At 60.0% G+C, this 15,584-nt stretch carries 17 protein-coding genes; 15 read left to right on the top strand and 2 right to left on the bottom strand.

Features of this window, described 5'->3' with window-relative positions; genetic code table 11:
• The first annotated feature begins 2 nt into the window (after positions 1–2).
• From I2C21_RS04500 to I2C21_RS04460, 9 genes are all read left to right on the top strand, one after another.
• Positions 3–416, top strand: a complete 414-nt coding sequence (locus I2C21_RS04500; RefSeq protein ID WP_195278621.1) for a DUF2634 domain-containing protein — start codon at positions 3–5, stop codon at positions 414–416.
• Positions 413–1,525 carry a baseplate J/gp47 family protein gene (locus tag I2C21_RS04495; RefSeq protein WP_195278620.1) on the top strand — a complete coding sequence of 371 codons (1,113 nt, stop codon included), beginning with the start codon at positions 413–415 and terminating at the stop codon, positions 1,523–1,525. Before I2C21_RS04500 ends, I2C21_RS04495 begins: the two co-directional genes overlap by 4 nt.
• The gene (locus I2C21_RS04490; RefSeq protein ID WP_195278619.1) at positions 1,518–2,426 is read left to right on the top strand and encodes a putative phage tail protein; all 909 of its coding nucleotides are present in this window, start codon (positions 1,518–1,520) and stop codon (positions 2,424–2,426) included. Before I2C21_RS04495 ends, I2C21_RS04490 begins: the two co-directional genes overlap by 8 nt.
• The gene (locus I2C21_RS17495) at positions 2,416–3,531 is read left to right on the top strand and encodes a hypothetical protein (RefSeq protein WP_286167206.1); all 1,116 of its coding nucleotides are present in this window, start codon (positions 2,416–2,418) and stop codon (positions 3,529–3,531) included. Before I2C21_RS04490 ends, I2C21_RS17495 begins: the two co-directional genes overlap by 11 nt.
• Before the next feature lie 7 nt (positions 3,532–3,538).
• The gene (locus tag I2C21_RS04480) at positions 3,539–3,880 is read left to right on the top strand and encodes a hypothetical protein (protein ID WP_195278618.1); all 342 of its coding nucleotides are present in this window, start codon (positions 3,539–3,541) and stop codon (positions 3,878–3,880) included.
• Positions 3,877–4,014 carry an XkdX family protein gene (locus tag I2C21_RS04475; RefSeq protein ID WP_193537922.1) on the top strand — a complete coding sequence of 46 codons (138 nt, stop codon included), beginning with the start codon at positions 3,877–3,879 and terminating at the stop codon, positions 4,012–4,014. Before I2C21_RS04480 ends, I2C21_RS04475 begins: the two co-directional genes overlap by 4 nt.
• Complete coding sequence (locus tag I2C21_RS04470) at positions 4,011–5,486, top strand: N-acetylmuramoyl-L-alanine amidase (RefSeq protein ID WP_195278617.1); 1,476 nt, start codon at positions 4,011–4,013, stop codon at positions 5,484–5,486. The genes I2C21_RS04475 and I2C21_RS04470 overlap by 4 nt, the downstream gene beginning before the upstream one ends.
• A 1-nt stretch (position 5,487) precedes the next feature.
• On the top strand, positions 5,488–5,979 hold the full coding sequence (locus tag I2C21_RS04465) for a phage holin family protein (protein ID WP_195278616.1): 492 nt from the start codon (positions 5,488–5,490) through the stop codon (positions 5,977–5,979).
• A gap of 84 nt (positions 5,980–6,063) precedes the next feature.
• Positions 6,064–6,579: a manganese catalase family protein gene (locus I2C21_RS04460; protein ID WP_195278615.1), complete on the top strand. Its 516-nt coding sequence runs from the start codon at positions 6,064–6,066 to the stop codon at positions 6,577–6,579.
• A 59-nt stretch (positions 6,580–6,638) separates the two neighbouring features.
• On the opposite strand, the gene I2C21_RS04455 is transcribed toward I2C21_RS04460, so the two are convergent.
• The gene (locus I2C21_RS04455) at positions 6,639–7,097 is read right to left on the bottom strand and encodes a NanQ anomerase/TabA/YiaL family protein (RefSeq protein WP_101693087.1); all 459 of its coding nucleotides are present in this window, start codon (positions 7,095–7,097) and stop codon (positions 6,639–6,641) included.
• Positions 7,098–7,373: 276 nt separating this feature from the next.
• Between I2C21_RS04455 and I2C21_RS04450 the strand changes: the two genes are divergently transcribed.
• The 6 genes from I2C21_RS04450 to pfkA all read left to right on the top strand — a co-directional run bounded on the left by I2C21_RS04450 (position 7,374) and on the right by pfkA (position 14,146).
• Positions 7,374–7,631, top strand: coding sequence for a TM1266 family iron-only hydrogenase system putative regulator (locus I2C21_RS04450; RefSeq protein WP_101693088.1), 258 nt, complete (start codon positions 7,374–7,376; stop codon positions 7,629–7,631).
• Positions 7,624–8,664 carry a [FeFe] hydrogenase H-cluster radical SAM maturase HydE gene (gene hydE, locus I2C21_RS04445; RefSeq protein ID WP_195278614.1) on the top strand — a complete coding sequence of 347 codons (1,041 nt, stop codon included), beginning with the start codon at positions 7,624–7,626 and terminating at the stop codon, positions 8,662–8,664. The genes I2C21_RS04450 and hydE overlap by 8 nt, the downstream gene beginning before the upstream one ends.
• Positions 8,665–8,735: 71 nt before the next feature.
• Positions 8,736–10,154, top strand: a complete 1,419-nt coding sequence (hydG, locus tag I2C21_RS04440) for a [FeFe] hydrogenase H-cluster radical SAM maturase HydG (protein WP_101693090.1) — start codon at positions 8,736–8,738, stop codon at positions 10,152–10,154.
• Positions 10,155–10,172: 18 nt separating this feature from the next.
• Complete coding sequence (gene hydF / locus I2C21_RS04435; protein WP_195278613.1) at positions 10,173–11,372, top strand: [FeFe] hydrogenase H-cluster maturation GTPase HydF; 1,200 nt, start codon at positions 10,173–10,175, stop codon at positions 11,370–11,372.
• Positions 11,373–11,504: 132 nt separating this feature from the next.
• Positions 11,505–12,941 carry an adenylosuccinate lyase gene (purB, locus tag I2C21_RS04430; RefSeq protein ID WP_195278612.1) on the top strand — a complete coding sequence of 479 codons (1,437 nt, stop codon included), beginning with the start codon at positions 11,505–11,507 and terminating at the stop codon, positions 12,939–12,941.
• A gap of 197 nt (positions 12,942–13,138) precedes the next feature.
• Positions 13,139–14,146, top strand: coding sequence for a 6-phosphofructokinase (gene pfkA / locus I2C21_RS04425; RefSeq protein ID WP_101693093.1), 1,008 nt, complete (start codon positions 13,139–13,141; stop codon positions 14,144–14,146).
• A gap of 127 nt (positions 14,147–14,273) precedes the next feature.
• Here pfkA and I2C21_RS04420 read toward each other — a convergent pair whose 3' ends face one another.
• Complete coding sequence (locus tag I2C21_RS04420) at positions 14,274–15,515, bottom strand: 6-phosphofructokinase (protein ID WP_186963832.1); 1,242 nt, start codon at positions 15,513–15,515, stop codon at positions 14,274–14,276.
• Positions 15,516–15,584: the final 69 nt, after the last annotated feature.

The following is a 15,584-nucleotide window of genomic DNA, read 5'->3' as shown; positions in this document are numbered from 1 at the left end:
GGATGTCTGTGCTGCCTTCCGGCGGAGTGGTCGATCTGGAGGCCGGACTCCAATTTGAACAGCAGCCCTCGCTGACATGGTACATCGACCAGATGTCCGGCCGTATCCGCGGCACCGTGAGCGGGTATGAGGCCGTCAAGCAGGCGGTGGATATCATCCTGCATGTAGAGCGTTTCCGCTGGCAGATCTATTCTCCCTATTCCGGGATGCAGTGGGATGGGCTGATTGGACAGGACCCCGGATATGTAGCCTCCGAGATCCAGCGGCGTCTGGAGGATGCGCTGGGGGTGGATGACCGCATCCGCGGCATCTCCGGCTTCACCTATGTGCTGGCTGGGGATACCATGACCGCATCCATGACAGTCCACACCGTCTATGGCGACATTCCCACTTCTGTGGAGGTGAATTTGGCGTGATCGATTTTACCGAAAAAACCTATGCCGCGCTCCGGAAGCAGATGCTGGAGTCGGTTCCGGACATCTACGATAAGCGCGATACCGCGCCCATCCCCACCGCGCTCAGTCCGGTGGCCTATGTGTTTGAGGGATTCTATCTCTCCCTCGATCTGGTGCAGCGCCAGGCCTTTGTACAGACCGCCGTGGGCGCATCTCTGGACCTTCTGGCGCCGCTGGGCGGGATCTCCCGGTATCCAGCCTCACCGGCGGTCCGGCTGGGCGTATTCAATACCCCGGTGCCTCTGGGCGCACGCTTCTCCACCATCAACGGGGCGGAGAGCATCAACTTTGTGGTGACCGCGCAGGAGGATACGCCGAACCAGTACCAGCTTACCGCTGAGACCGCCGGCGCCATCGGGAACGAGTACAGCGGGCCTATCCTGCCCATCACATCGGTCCAGGGGCTGACCTCTGCCCAGATCACTGATATCCTGATCCCCGGAGACGATACGGAGACCGACGAAGCGCTCCGTGCAAGACTGGTCACCGCCCTGACCGAAAAGCCCTTCGGTGGGAATATCGCCTCCTACCGCGCCGCCATATTGGAGATCGACGGAGTCGGCGGGGTGCAGGTGTATCCGACCTGGAGCGGGGGAGGGACGGTCAAATGCTCCGTCCTGGGAGCGGACCTGCTGCCGGCCTCTCCGGAGCTGGTGGAGCGCATCCAGACCGCCATCGACCCCCAGCGCACAGGCGCGGGGCTTGGAATCGCGCCCATCGGGGCCCAGGTGACCATATCGGCCCCGGAAAAAGTGGAGGTCAGTGTGTCGGCGGTGGTAACGCTGGCCGCCGGATACGATCTGGAGCAGGTGCAGCCCCTGGTGGAGGCCTCCATCGAGGTCTACCTGCGGAGCGTGCGGCAGGCCTGGGACACTCAGCTCGGCTCCGGCACCGTGGAATATGCGGCGGATGTGTACCTCTCCCGGGTCTTGGCGGCCATCGTAGGGACTACCGGTGTCGTCAACGCTGTATCTGTCCAGCTCAACGGGGGCAGCGAGGATCTGATCCTCACAGAAACGGGCGCTCTCCAGCAGGTGCCCACACTGGGGACGGTGACGCTGCGTGAATAAAATCGAATTGGACCGGGAACTTCTTTCCCTGCTTCCGCCCTGGTACCGGCGCATCCAGGACTATCAGCAGATCTGTCAGACGGAACAGGAGCAGTTCGACCTTCTGGCAGAGGAGATCACCTCGGTGGCGCAGAATTTCTTTTTTCAGAGTATGGATGTGTCGGCGGTCAGCCAGTGGGAAAAGGTCCTGGGAATCGTTCCAAATCCAGTCTCGGAGTCGATTTCGTTTCGGAGATCACGGCTTCTCAACCGGATCTCGACCAGACCGCCCTATACCATGGAATTTTTGCGCCAGCGCCTGGACGTGTTGATCGGGCCAGGAGCCTGGACCGCTCGGATGGACTATCCGAACTATACGCTGTATGTGGAGAGCTCCGCCGAAAACCAGCAGTATGCCGCGGAAGTGGCCGTGACGATCAACCGGATCAAGCCAGCCCACATCGTCTATATCAATACTCCGCTGCTCAGTGCCGGACTTCTGCTGAGTGAGCAGATCGATCTCTCACAGCGGATTTACAACTATCGGCTCGGTGGATGGGGACTCGGAGTAGCCCCTTTTGCCAGTGAGACGCCCCAGGGAGTGATTAAAATGCCGGAAACCAAATCAATTCAGCAGAAATTGCTGGAGGGAGTCGCGGGCTTTGTGTCCGGAGATATCGCGTCCGCCCGTGTGAATGGAACGGTCACCATTGCGGATTTGGAGAAGCGGGTCGATGGATCGAGACTGACGGTCACCTATTCGGTAGCCCAGGATCAGGCCGCGGAGATCACACAGGTAGAGCTTCTGGACACGGATGGGAACGTGCTGACTGCCTCCACCGTTTATATCCCGGTAACCGGCTCCACCGTCCTGAAACATACGATCCCTGTCAGAGAAGGAGTGATTGCAAATGGCGGATAATCCGATCACCGTTCCGCTTCCGGCGGATCTTCCGGAAAACTGGACCTATGGTCAGACCGTTGCCCCAACCGGAGAGGAGGTGGGGCTGAGCAAACAGCACGGGTATAACTATCTGACGGAACAGGCAAATGCGACCCAGAGAGCCGTGAAAGAGATCGGAGAAGCGTTCTCTGCGCTGTACGGATCCGGAGATATCGTGCCTTTAAAAAATGGAGGCACAGGTGCAAAAACACCTCAGCAGGCTCTCTTCAACTTGGGGGCTGAAGTGCGACCTACCCTTCTCCGAAATGGCTTCTTTATCGGCGGCGGAAGCCAAAAAGGAGCTGGATTCTTTCCAATCAATCAGCGTGGGAAGCTCAGTTATGCGGACGGCTACACCATTGACGGCTGGAAGCTGAACAGCGGTACACTGACTGTAAAAGACGACTGCATCGAGTTGGAGGCGCCGCCTGAAAACTTTGCAACGTTTGAATGCACCGTGGAAGCACCTTCCAATTACAGTGGTAAGACCCTCACTCTGTCCGCGCTGGCCGAGCGGATTAGCGGGACAGAGTATTGCTACATCACGAACATCTTTGACGAGTACAAAAAAGATGTTGCCATCCCGGACGCGAAGGGGTTTTGCTCACTGACGGACACCGCTGGGACGCTGACCTCCTCCCTGAAATTTGTTTTTGTATGCGGCAAGGGGTGCAAGATTCGGATGTACGCCGCAAAGATGGAGGAAGGTGACTTCCACACTCTCGGATGGATGGATAAGTCTGGCTTGCCGCATTTGTTTGTTGGACCTAAATTTGGGGTAGTGCTTTCGGAGTGTCAGCGGTATCTGTTTAGGATTGGAATCAATAGCACGTGGGGCTATGCCGGTGACGCAGAAACAGTGTATCTTTTTGTCCCGATCCCGGTAACTATGAGGACTACTCCCGTTTGGAGCGGAGCAATCACAAGATTGTATCCGTTTGACGGCAACTCCGTAACTGGCGTTACTGTGCTTTCGCTATCCGACGGAGTTGTGTGTTTACAGGTAAAGGGAACAGGTTTTACTCCAGGCAAAGTGTACTCTGTATCTGAGATTACAGATGGATTTTTGTCCGCAGAACTGTGAGGTAGGTATGGAAATTACCAGATCGAAAGTATACGTACAGACTGATGAACATGCCCGCATCACCCGCTGCGAGGGTGGGTACACCACCCCGGCAGACCTGACCGGCTGGGTGCAGATCGACGAGGGTACAGGCGACAAATACAACCTGTGCCAGTCCCACTACTTTGACGGTCTATATACGCAGGATGGCATCCCCCGCTATAAGCTGGTGGACGGGACGCCGGTGGAGCGCATGGAGGAGGAGATCGAGGCCGACCGGGCGACAATCATCCCTCCAGCGCCCACCGCGCTGGAGCAGCTCCGGGCGGATGTGGATTTTCTGGCCATTATGCAGGGGGTGGATCTATGAATGTGGAAGAGCTGGCCCGGAAGTACTATCCTACGCTCTGGGACAAGCAGCGCATCGAGGCTCTGGTGGCAGCGGGCCGCCTGAGCCGGGAAGCGGCTGACGCAATTATGGCTGGAAGGAGTGCGGAGGAATGAGCAAACGGATTGCATATATCCCGCTGAATAGCATTGATAAGCTGGAGATCCGAGTCACAAACTGTAAAAAAACGCTCTCCCAGGTCAAGAAGGAAACAGGGGCCGCCTATATCCTGAACGGCGGCATGTGGAACGCCGACGGGTCTCCGTGCCCCATGCTGAAAGTAGGCGGCGCGCTGCTCACCAAGACATGGGGCGCTTACGGCTACGGATGGAACGGCGGCCCCGATATCAAGCTGGAGAGCAGCCCGGCACTCTTTGAGAACTTCATATCCGTAACCTGCCTGATCGGTCCGTGGGGCCCTGTGGACAAGCCCAGCTATCAGCAAAAAGGTCAGGGAGGCACCCGGGGGCGCTCTGCCATTGGTCTCAAAGATGGGGCGCTCTGCCTCTATTGCTCCTCGGACAGATCCAGCGACGCCCGGACGCCCGAGGGTCTGCGGGATGATCTGGCCGCCCTTGGCTGGGAGAGCGCCGTGATGCTGGACGGTGGCGGATCTTCCATGTGCGACTTTGACGGAGCGATTATGCGGGGAGACGGACGCAAAGTCCATAACTGGATTTGCGTCTACACGAAAAAGGGAGGCACGGAGCCGCCGGAAGGAGAGGACACCATGAGCAAACAGTACACGGTCACGCCGTCCATCGGCGTCAACATCCGCAGCGGCCCGGGTACGGGCTATGGAAAGACGGGAGCCTATCCCTGCGGCACGGTGGTCACCATTCTGGAGGAGCGGGACGACTGGGGGAGAACAGACAAGGGCTGGGTTTCCTTGGACTACCTGGAGCCGGTAAAGGCCCCTCAGCGGACCACTGACAACGGCATTGCCATCCAGACCGAATATATCCCGCAGGGTCGGAAGAACCGTCCTGGCGGCCTCAATCTGTGCAGCTATCTCACCATCCACGAGACCGGGAACACCGCCCGGGGAGCCGACGCGGCGGCTCACGCTTCCTATCTGAAGGGGGACGCTGCCACCAATGCTCTGGTGAGCTGGCACTACACGGTGGATGACCACGCCATCGTCCAGCACCTGCCGGATACCGAGACGGCCTATCACGCCGGGGACGGAGCCAAGGGCCCCGGCAACACCAAGAGCATCGGCGTGGAGATCTGCGTGGATGCAGGCGGGAACTTTGAGAAGGCAAAGCAGAACGCCGCCGCCTTGGCGCGCCTCCTGATGACAGAGCACAGTATCCCCCTGGAGCGGGTGGTGCAGCACCACCATTGGAACGGCAAGGACTGCCCCCGGACGATCCGGAACACGCCTGGCGGCTGGGAAGAGTTCCTGAAGCTGTGCAAAGGGGAGGAGCCCAATGTGTCCAACTTGGACACCGACGTGGAGGAGCTGGCCCGTGCCGGGATCATTACCAGCCCGGACTACTGGAAAGCCGGCAGCGGTTACTCGGACGCCAACGTGGTGTGCCTTATCCATGCCATGGCGGAGCACATTCGAAAGGGGAGTAACTAATATGGAGAACATTCCTTCCGTCTTCTCCGCATTTGCGGATAAGGCAAACCTGATCGGCGCGGTTATCGTTTCCGGCCTTACATACGTTTTCGGGGTTCATTGGCCTGTGTTCGCGCTGTTCTTGGGTCTGAACGTGATTGACTACATCTATGGCCTGATGAAGGCCCGGGCTACTGGTACCCTGTCCAGTGCCAAGGGAGCACGGGGTATTGTGAAGAAGTTCAGCTATTGGGTGATTGTCTCTCTGTCCTTCGGTGTTTCCTTCGTCCTCATGGACCTGGGCACGGTGCTGGGAATCAACCTTGGCTTTCTGCAGCTCATCGGATGGTTTACGTTGGCTGTCTATATCTTGAATGAGCTGACCAGCATCGTGGAGAATATGGTGGCCCTGGGGGTGGACGTGCCGGAGATCCTGGTGCGTGGACTTGCCGCAGCCAGAACGGCGGTTGATGAAGCGGGGGACAAGGTGGTCCCTGGGGATAAAGCAGAATAGCGAGATGACAAAAATGCCCGCAGGCAATCCCTGCGGGCATTTTGTTCCCATCCTTTGTTCTTCTCTTAAAATAATAGTTTATTGATGTACGGCGGACCAGACGGGGAGCTGGGCGCGTCCATCCGCTATCTCAGCCAGCGCTACTCCATGCCCTATCCCGAGCTCAAGGGACTGCTCACCGACATCGGCGTAGAGGAGCTGGGCCACCTGGAGATGGTGGGCACCATCGTCTATCAGCTCACCCGGAAGCTCTCGCCGGACGATCCCAGAATGGGGAACTTCGCCCCCTACTTCACGGACCACGGGGCCAGCGTATATCCCGCGGCGGCATCCGGCGCTCCCTGGACCGCCTCCTATATCGGAGTCAAGGGCGACATCATCTGTGATCTGACCGAGGACCTGGCCGCCGAGCAGAAGGCCCGCGTCACCTACGATAACATCTTGCGGCAGTCGGACGACCCCGACGTCAGCGACGTCATCCGCTTCCTGCGCGAGCGGGAGATCATACATTTCCAGCGCTTTGGCGAGGCCATCCAGCTGGCCAAGGACAAGATGAACCAGAAGAATGTCTACTATATGAACCCCGTGCTGGACCGATAGGGACCATCCACCGGCAAAACAGGACCCAAGTCTTTGTTCTGACTTGGGTCCTGCATTTTTTACGGGTCCAGCTTCACTTTTACCACCATGCGCTTGACCGGAGCGGGCGCCCCGCAGGCCACACGGGGGGCATGGAGATCGTCCGGCCAGACGATATAGAACATGCCGGCCTCCAGCTTCAGGGTATCCCAGTCCCCGTTCCAGAAGCCGATGTCCTTCTGGGGATCATAGGGGACCGTCACCGGTACGGTACCGTTCTGGGCGTAGCCCACGCACTCGCTGCCCTCCAGGAGGTACTGGATGTCCGCATACCGCTTGTGGCCCTCCAGCTGGGACTCCTCCCGGGGCAGGGTGTCCACCTCAAAGAGCGTGGCAAAAATATTCTCCCCGTCAATGGTACATTTCTCTCCCGGCACCATGCTGGAAGGGTCGGCCTGCACCATCCATTCCAGCGCCTTCTGGAAGCGCTCCCCCAGGCCATAGTAGACGGCGGCATTCTTTACCCGATCGATCACCATCGTTCCATTCCTCCTTTTGCTTTCCAAATCGTTTCGCTTATATAGTACGTCTTTTGGCGCATAAATTCAACCGGAAATCCAGCCATGGATGAAAAAGATTTTCTGAAAAAAGAAGCCTTTACAAAAACTGAAATGAGCAGTATAATCAAGGCAACGCTGACGCGAAAGGGAGATGCTCCCTGACGGGGAAGGGTTGTGCAGAATACTGGTTTTCCGTATGGGCGCACCTTCTTTCGGTGCGTCCATTTTTCGTGCGTTACAAGGAGGAACCGATCTATGGAAGAATCGCGCGTGGCCCTTCTCGGCGTAGTGGTCGAGAATGCGGATTCCGTGGAAAAGCTCAACGAGCTGCTCCATCAATACAAGGACTATATCATCGGCCGGATGGGACTGCCCTACCGGCAGCGGGGCTGCAACATCATCTCCATCGTGCTGGATGCGCCCTCGGACGCCATCAGCGCGCTGTCCGGGAAGGTGGGCATGCTGCCCGGCGTGACCTGCAAGGCCATCTATTCCAAGCTGCCCAATGGATGAGCTGCTGGAAAAGCTGATCGAGGAGCACCATCTGAGCCGGGAGGAGTGGCGGGCGCTGCTGGCACGGCGCCGGTCCCTGGACCAGGCGCTCCTTTTCGGCCGGGCCGAGGCGGAGCGGCGCCGCTGGTATGGGGACGCCATCTACGTCCGCGGTCTCATCGAATGCACCAACATCTGCAGGAATAACTGCCTCTACTGCGGCATTCGCCGGGGCAATCCCGCGGTGAGCCGCTATCGCCTGGAGCGGGACACCATCCTGGACTGCTGCGCCCGGGGGTATGAGTGGGGCTTTCGCACCTTCGTGCTCCAGGGGGGAGAGGACCCCGGCCTCTCGCCGGACCAGATCGCGGATTGGGTAGGGGCCATCAAGGCCAACTGGCCGGACTGCGCCGTCACCCTCTCCTTCGGAGAGTATGAGCGATCGGTCTACCAGCTCTGGTTTGATGCCGGCGCGGACCGCTACCTGCTGCGCCATGAGACGGCAGACGCCGCCCATTACGCCATGCTGCACCCCCCGGAGATGGCCCTGGGCCATCGGCTGGACTGTCTGCGCACCCTGAAGGAGATCGGCTACCAGGTGGGGGCCGGATTTATGGTGGGCTCTCCCGGGCAGACCCCGGACACCCTTGCAGCCGACTTCTGCTTCTTGCAGGAGTTCCAGCCCCATATGGTGGGGATCGGCCCCTTCATCCCCCAGAAGGACACCCCCTTTGGCGGAGAGACGGCCGGAACGCTGGAGGATACCCTCATTCTGCTGGCGCTGGTGCGTCTGCTGCTGCCCCGGGTCCTTCTTCCGGCCACCACCGCGCTGGGTACCATCCACCCCCAGGGGCGGGAGCTGGGGATCAAGGCGGGGGCCAACGTGGTCATGCCCAACCTGTCGCCCCCCGCCACCCGGGAGAAATATACGCTCTACGACCATAAGCTCTGCACCGGGGAGGAGGCCGCGGAACATCTGGCCGGCCTGAAACGGCGCCTGGCCTCCATCGGCTGCACGGTGGCGGTCCACCGCGGAGATTTCCCGGGGAATTAGAAACACCCAAGAGATAAAAACTAATGGGGAAGGGACTGTCGCCTGACCCAGAAGAGAGGAAGAGATCATCCATGTATAATCCCAAGTCCAGAAAAGCAGAAGAATTCATCGACCATCAGGAGATTTTGGACAGCCTCGCCTATGCCGACGCCCATAAGAGAGACGCGGCCGTGATCGACGCCATCCTGGAAAAGGCCCGGCTGCGCAAGGGCCTGACCCACCGGGAGGCCTCCGTCCTGCTGGCCTGTGAGCTGGAGGACAAAAATCAGGAGATTTTTGCCCTGGCCCGGCAGATCAAGAAGGATTTCTACGGCGACCGGATCGTCATGTTCGCGCCCCTGTACCTGTCCAACTACTGCGTCAACGGCTGCCTCTACTGCCCTTATCACGCCAAGAACAAGCACATCCCCCGCAAAAAGCTGACCCAGGAGGAGATCCGGGCGGAGGTCATCGCTCTCCAGGACATGGGCCACAAGCGCCTGGCTCTGGAGGCAGGGGAGGACCCGGTCCACAATCCGCTGGAGTATATTCTGGAGTCCATTCACACCATCTACTCCATCCAGCACAAGAACGGTGCCATCCGCCGGGTCAACGTCAACATTGCCGCCACCTCGGTGGAAGACTACCGGAAGCTGAAAGAGGCGGGCATCGGCACCTACATTCTCTTCCAGGAGACCTACCACAAGGAGAGCTATGAAAAGCTGCATCCCACCGGGCCCAAGAGTAACTACGCCTATCATACCGAGGCCCATGACCGGGCCATGGAGGGAGGCATCGACGATGTGGGTCTGGGCGTGCTCTTCGGTCTGGAGCTCTACCGCTATGAATTTGCTGGACTTCTGATGCACGCGGAGCATCTGGAGGCCGTCTTCGGGGTGGGTCCCCACACCATCAGCGTGCCCCGGGTCTGCCCGGCCGATGACATCGACCCCGGTGATTTTGATAACGGCATCTCGGACGATATTTTCGCCAAGATCGTGGCCTGCATCCGGGTGGCGGTGCCCTACACCGGCATGATCATCTCCACCCGGGAGAGTCAGGCCGTCCGGGAGCGTGTCCTGGGCCTGGGTGTCTCCCAGATCTCCGGCGGTTCCCGCACCAGCGTGGGCGGCTATGCAGAGACGGAGCCCGAAGAGGAGAGCTCCGCTCAGTTCGACGTGTCGGACCACCGCTCCCTGGATGAGATCGTCCGCTGGCTCATGGAGCTGGGCTATGTCCCGTCCTTCTGCACCGCCTGCTATCGGGAGGGGCGGACCGGAGACCGCTTCATGTCCCTGTGCAAGGCGGGACAGATCCAGAACTGCTGTCTTCCCAACGCCCTGATGACCCTCAAGGAGTATCTGGAGGACTACGCCGCCCCCGCCACCCGCGCAGCGGGCGAGCAGGTCATCGCAAAGCAGCTGGAGTACATCACGAATCCCAAGGTGAAAGAGATCGTCACCGAGCACCTGGCCCAGATCGCCCAGGGACAGCGGGACTTCCGGTTCTAAGACGGGGAGAGGACACATATGAGCTTGAACGACACCCCTTCCGGCGAGCGCCTGCGCATCGCCTTTCTGGGCCGGCGGAACGTGGGAAAATCCAGTCTGGTCAACGCCTTCACCGGACAGGACCTGTCCATCGTGTCGGATACCAAGGGCACCACCACCGATCCCGTGTACAAGGCCATGGAGCTCTTGCCGCTGGGTCCGGTCCAGATCATCGACACCCCCGGCTTTGACGACGAGGGGGAGCTGGGCGCCCTGCGTGTCCGCCGGACCAGACAGGTCCTCAACAAGGCCGATCTCGCCATCCTGGTGGCCGACGCCACCCAGCCCCTGGGACCCCAGGAGCAGGATTGGCTCGCCCTGATCCGGGAGCGGCAGATCCCCTTCCTCCTGGTCTGGAACAAGGCCGATCTGCTCCCCGCCGTCCCGCCCCCGGAAGAGCATGCGATCTGGACCAGCGCACAGACCGGCCTGCACATCCATGAGCTCCGGGAGGCCGCCGCAAAGGCGGCAGTGCAGGAGCAGCCGGAGCGTCACCTGGTGGCCGATCTTCTGGAGACGGGGGACACCGTTATCCTGGTGGTCCCCCTGGATGGGTCGGCCCCCAAGGGGCGGCTCATCCTGCCCCAGCAGCAGACCATCCGGGACTGCCTGGAGGCGGGTGCCTGCGTCATGGTGTGCCGGGATACCGAATTGTCCCTCCTGCTGGACAAGCTGGGCCAGCCCCCCAAGCTGGTCATCACGGACAGCCAGGTCTTTGCCTCGGTGTCCAAGATGGTCCCGCCCTCGGTGTGGCTGACCTCCTTCTCCATCCTGATGGCCCGCTATAAGGGGGACCTGGCCCTCACCACCCAGGGCGCCCAGGCCGTGTCCCAGCTGCGGGACGGGGACAAGGTCCTGATCGCGGAGGGCTGCACCCATCACCGGCAGTGTGAGGACATCGGCACGGTCAAGCTGCCCCGCTGGGTCCGCAAATTCACCGGGGTGGAGCCCGCCTTCACCTTCTGTTCCGGCCGGGATTTCCCGGAGGATCTGAGCGAGTACAAGCTGGTCATCCACTGCGGCGGCTGCACGCTGGGGGAGAAGGAGATGAAGTTCCGCCAGCGCACGGCGGCCGACCAGGGGATCCCCATCACCAACTACGGCATTCTGATCGCCTATCTCAACGGGATCCTGCCCCGCACGCTGGAGCCCTTTGCTGCGTCGGGCGCTCCGCTGTGACCGTCGCACCGGGAGAAAAGGAATGACTTGTGAGGATTTTCATTTTATGCTATACTTTTTAAGATAAGGTCGTTGGAGTAGGGCGGAATGCGCCCGCCCGCTCCGAAACTGACGCACAAAGGGGTTTCTGAAATGAGTAAGCAGGTATATGAGAGTCCGCTCTCCTCGCGCTACGCCAGCGATGAGATGCAATATATTTTTTCTCCCGACAAAAAGTTCACCACTTGGCGGCGGCTCTGGATCGCCCTGGCCCGGGCCGAGATGGAGCTGGGCCTTCCGGTCACCCAGGACCAGATCGATGAGATGGAGGCCCACCTCCACGAGATCGACTACGATCTGGCCGCCGAGAAGGAGCGTCAGCTCCGCCACGATGTGATGGCTCACATCCACGCCTTCGGCGCCATCTGCCCCAAGGCCATGCCCATCATCCACCTGGGCGCCACCAGCTGCTATGTGGGCGACAACACCGACGTGATCCTGATGCGGGAGGGTCTGGAGCTGGTGCGGGACAAGCTGGTCCAGGTCCTGGCCCATCTGGCCAAGTTCGCGGACGAGTACAAGGCGCTGCCCACCCTGGGCTTTACCCATTTCCAGCCCGCGCAGCTGGTCACCGTAGGCAAGCGTGCCACCCTCTGGATGAACGAGCTTCTGATGGATCTGGAGGAGGTCGAGTACCGGATCTCCAGCCTGCGCCTGCTGGGCTGCAAAGGCACCACCGGCACCCAGGCCAGCTTCCTGGAGCTCTTTGAGGGCGACCATGAGAAGTGCAAGGAGCTGGACCGCCGGATCGCCCGGGAGATGGGCTTTGACGCCGTCACCCCGGTCTCCGGCCAGACCTACTCCCGCAAGGTGGACGCGGCTGTCCTGGCCACCCTGTCCGGCATCGCCCAGTCCGCCAGCAAGTTCGCCACCGATCTGCGCCTGCTCTGCCACCTCAAGGAGGTGGAGGAGCCCTTTGAGAAGAACCAGATCGGCTCTTCCGCCATGCCCTACAAGCGCAATCCCATGCGGTGCGAGCGCATCTGCTCTCTGGCCCGCTATGTGATCGCCGACGCCGCCAATCCCGCGGTCACCGCCGCCACCCAGTGGTTCGAGCGTACCCTGGACGACTCCGCCAACAAGCGCATCTCCGTGCCCGAGGCCTTCCTGGCTGTGGACGCCATCCTGAACATTTACAGCAATGTGGCCTCCAACCTGGTTGTGCATGAGAAGGTCATTGAGAAGCACGTGCTGGAGGAGCTGCCCTTCATGGCCAGCGAAAACATCATGATGGACGCCGTCAAGCGGGGCGGAAACCGCCAGGAGCTCCACGAGCGCATCCGTGTCCACTCCCTGGAGGCCGGCCGAAACGTCAAGGATCTGGGCCTGAGCAACAACCTGATCGATCTCATCGCGGCCGACCCCATGTTCGGCATGAGCCGGGAGGAGCTGACCGCCCATCTGGAGCCCAGCCGCTACATCGGCCGGTGCCCCGAGCAGGTGACCGACTTCCTGAACGAGTATGTCAATCCCGTTCTGGAGGCCCACGCCACCGCTTTGAGCCAGAAGGAAACCGAGCTTAAGGTATAACATAGCAGACGAATGCAGTCCGTATTATTTTGCGGACTGCATTCTTTCTTTTCTGTTTTCTGTTTTATATTTACATTAATTTTCTTATGAAGTCTTTTGAGACTTGTTTTTCTTGAAATTGCATTGTAGAAAGGCAATAAGTGTGCTATAATAGCAATATCACGATGCAAATGCTCGGTAAGAAGGAGGCTCTTTCCATGGAAAGAAAGCAAGTACGCCGGATCGGCGTATTTACCAGCGGCGGTGATGCACCCGGAATGAACGCGGCGATCCGTTCGGTGGCCCGTACGGCGCTGCATATGGGGATCGAATGTATCGGTATCCGGCGCGGATATCATGGTCTCATCAACTGCGATGTGCTCCCCTTGGATTTCGAAAGCGTCAGCGGGATCTCCCGTCAGGGCGGCACCATGCTCTACTCCGCGCGGAGCAAGGAGTTTATGGTCCCGGAGGGGAGAGAGAAAGCCGTGGGCACCTGTAAGCTCCTGGGGATCGACGGCCTGGTGGGAATCGGCGGAGACGGAACCTTCCGCGGCCTTCTGGAGCTGTCCAAGCTGGGGGTCTCGGTGGTCGGCATCCCCGGAACCATCGATAACGACATCGCCTGCTCCTCCTACACCATCGGGTTTGATACCGCCTGCAATACCGCGCTGGACTCCATTGACAAGCTGCGGGACACCATGCAGTCCCACGAGCGCTGCTCGGTGGTGGAGGTCATGGGACGGCACGCCGGACATCTGGCCCTCTATGTGGGCGTCGCCTGCGGCGCGACGGCTGTTGTGGTCCCCGAGCAGGACATTGACTACGAGCACGATCTGATGGAGCCCATCCGCCGGGCCCGTCTGAGCGGACGCACGCATTTTATGGTCATTGTGGCGGAAGGCGTGGAGGGCGGCGCCTACGGCGTCGCGGAGAAGATCCGGGAGGCCACCGCGCTGGATACCCGCGTCACCATTCTGGGCCACGTGCAGCGGGGCGGACGTCCGTCCTCCCGGGACCGGGTGACTGCCACCTACATGGGCTATGAGGCGGTCAAGCTCCTGGCAGCAGGGGAGAGCAACCGGGTCATCTGCCTCCAGGACGATCAGTATGTGGATTTTGACATTGCGGATGCGCTTTCCATGAAAAAGAGCCTGGATCAGCAGACTTACAGCGTGATGCGGGCACTGACCGGCATGGAGCAGGTCCGCCTCAAGGATCAATAAGCAACCAGAAAGCGCTCGATCGGATTACCGGTCGGGCGCTTCTATCTTTCGCTCGAAATGGACAAAAAAACACAGGGACGGGAGAGAACCCGTCCCTGTGTTTTCATTTTGATGGCGAAAGCGCCGATTACATGGAGGTGGTGAGGACCTTCTTCAGCTTGGCGAAGCGGGGGAGAGAGTTCTCCTTGGGGCCGTTGGCCTCGCCCTGGATCAGGGGCAGGACATAGTCGATGAAGGGCTGCTCGATCCCGTTGCCGGCGGCATTGATCCACTCGCGGGGCACCTTCTTCTCGAAGTTGGCCACGATGTCCAGGGGCTCCAGCACGGTCTCGCAGTGATAGCCGCCCTCACGGCTGCACTTGAAGGCCACCATCTTGTCGGTGACGCCGGAGACAGCGGCCTCCACAGCGGCCTTACCGGCGGCAAAGGCCTCCTCGATGTCGGTCTTGGAAGCCACATGCGAGCCGCAGCGCTGGAGCAGGGAGAGCTCGATGCCGCGCACCTTGGCGCCGGTCTTGGACTTGACCACCTCGGCCAGCATGGCAGCCAGGCCGCCCAGCTGGGCATGGCCGAAGCCGTCGGTGGCAGAGGTCTTTGCCTCGGACACGAAGGAGCCGTCGGCATAGTGGATGCCCTCGGACACGGCGATCATGCACTTGCCGGTCTTGTTGTAGATGGCCTGCACGTCGGCGATGAAGCGGTCCATGTCAAAGTCGACCTCGGGCAGGTAGATGAGGTCGGGACCGTAGCCGGCCCAGGTGGCCAGGGCGGCGGAGCCGGCCAGCCAGCCAGCGTGGCGGCCCATGATCTCCACGATGGTGATCATGCCGGTGTCATAGACGTGGGCATCGCGGTGCACTTCCATGCAGGAGGTGGCGATGAACTTGGCCGCGGAGGCAAAGCCGGGGCAGTGGTCGGTGCCGTTCAGGTCGTTGTCGATGGTCTTGGGCACGCCGATGATGCGGCACTCATAGCCGGACTTCTGCATGTACTTGGAGATCTTGTTGCAGGTGTCCATGGAGTCGTTGCCGCCGTTATAGAAAAAGTAGCGAACGTCGTATTTTTTGAAGATCTCCAGGATACGCTTATAATCAGTATCGTCCTTGTCGGGGTCGGCCAGCTTGTAGCGGCAGGAGCCCAGCTCAGAAGAGGGGGTATATTTCAACAAATCCAGCTCGGCGGCATCCTCCTGACCCATGTCATAGAGCCGGTCCTCCAGCACACCCTTGATGCCGTGGGCAGCTCCCAGCACCCGAGTGATGTTCCCATTGTCCAGTGCAGTGCGAATTACGCCAAGCGCACTGGCGTTAATCACCGCAGTAGGACCACCGGATTGACCAATAATGCACGCGCCCTTGAGTTCGTTCATAGCTTAATCCTCCCGTTAAGTGTTTTTTGCGTTGTTTTTGTGCAGTTTTTTCCTTTCTTAACTGAGAAA

Origin of the sequence: Clostridium sp. J1101437_171009_A5, from assembly GCF_015547905.1 — a bacterium.
In the GTDB taxonomy this organism is placed as follows: domain Bacteria; phylum Bacillota; class Clostridia; order Oscillospirales; family Oscillospiraceae; genus Pseudoflavonifractor_A; species Pseudoflavonifractor_A gallinarum.
This window is presented reverse-complemented; position numbering and strand designations above follow the sequence as displayed.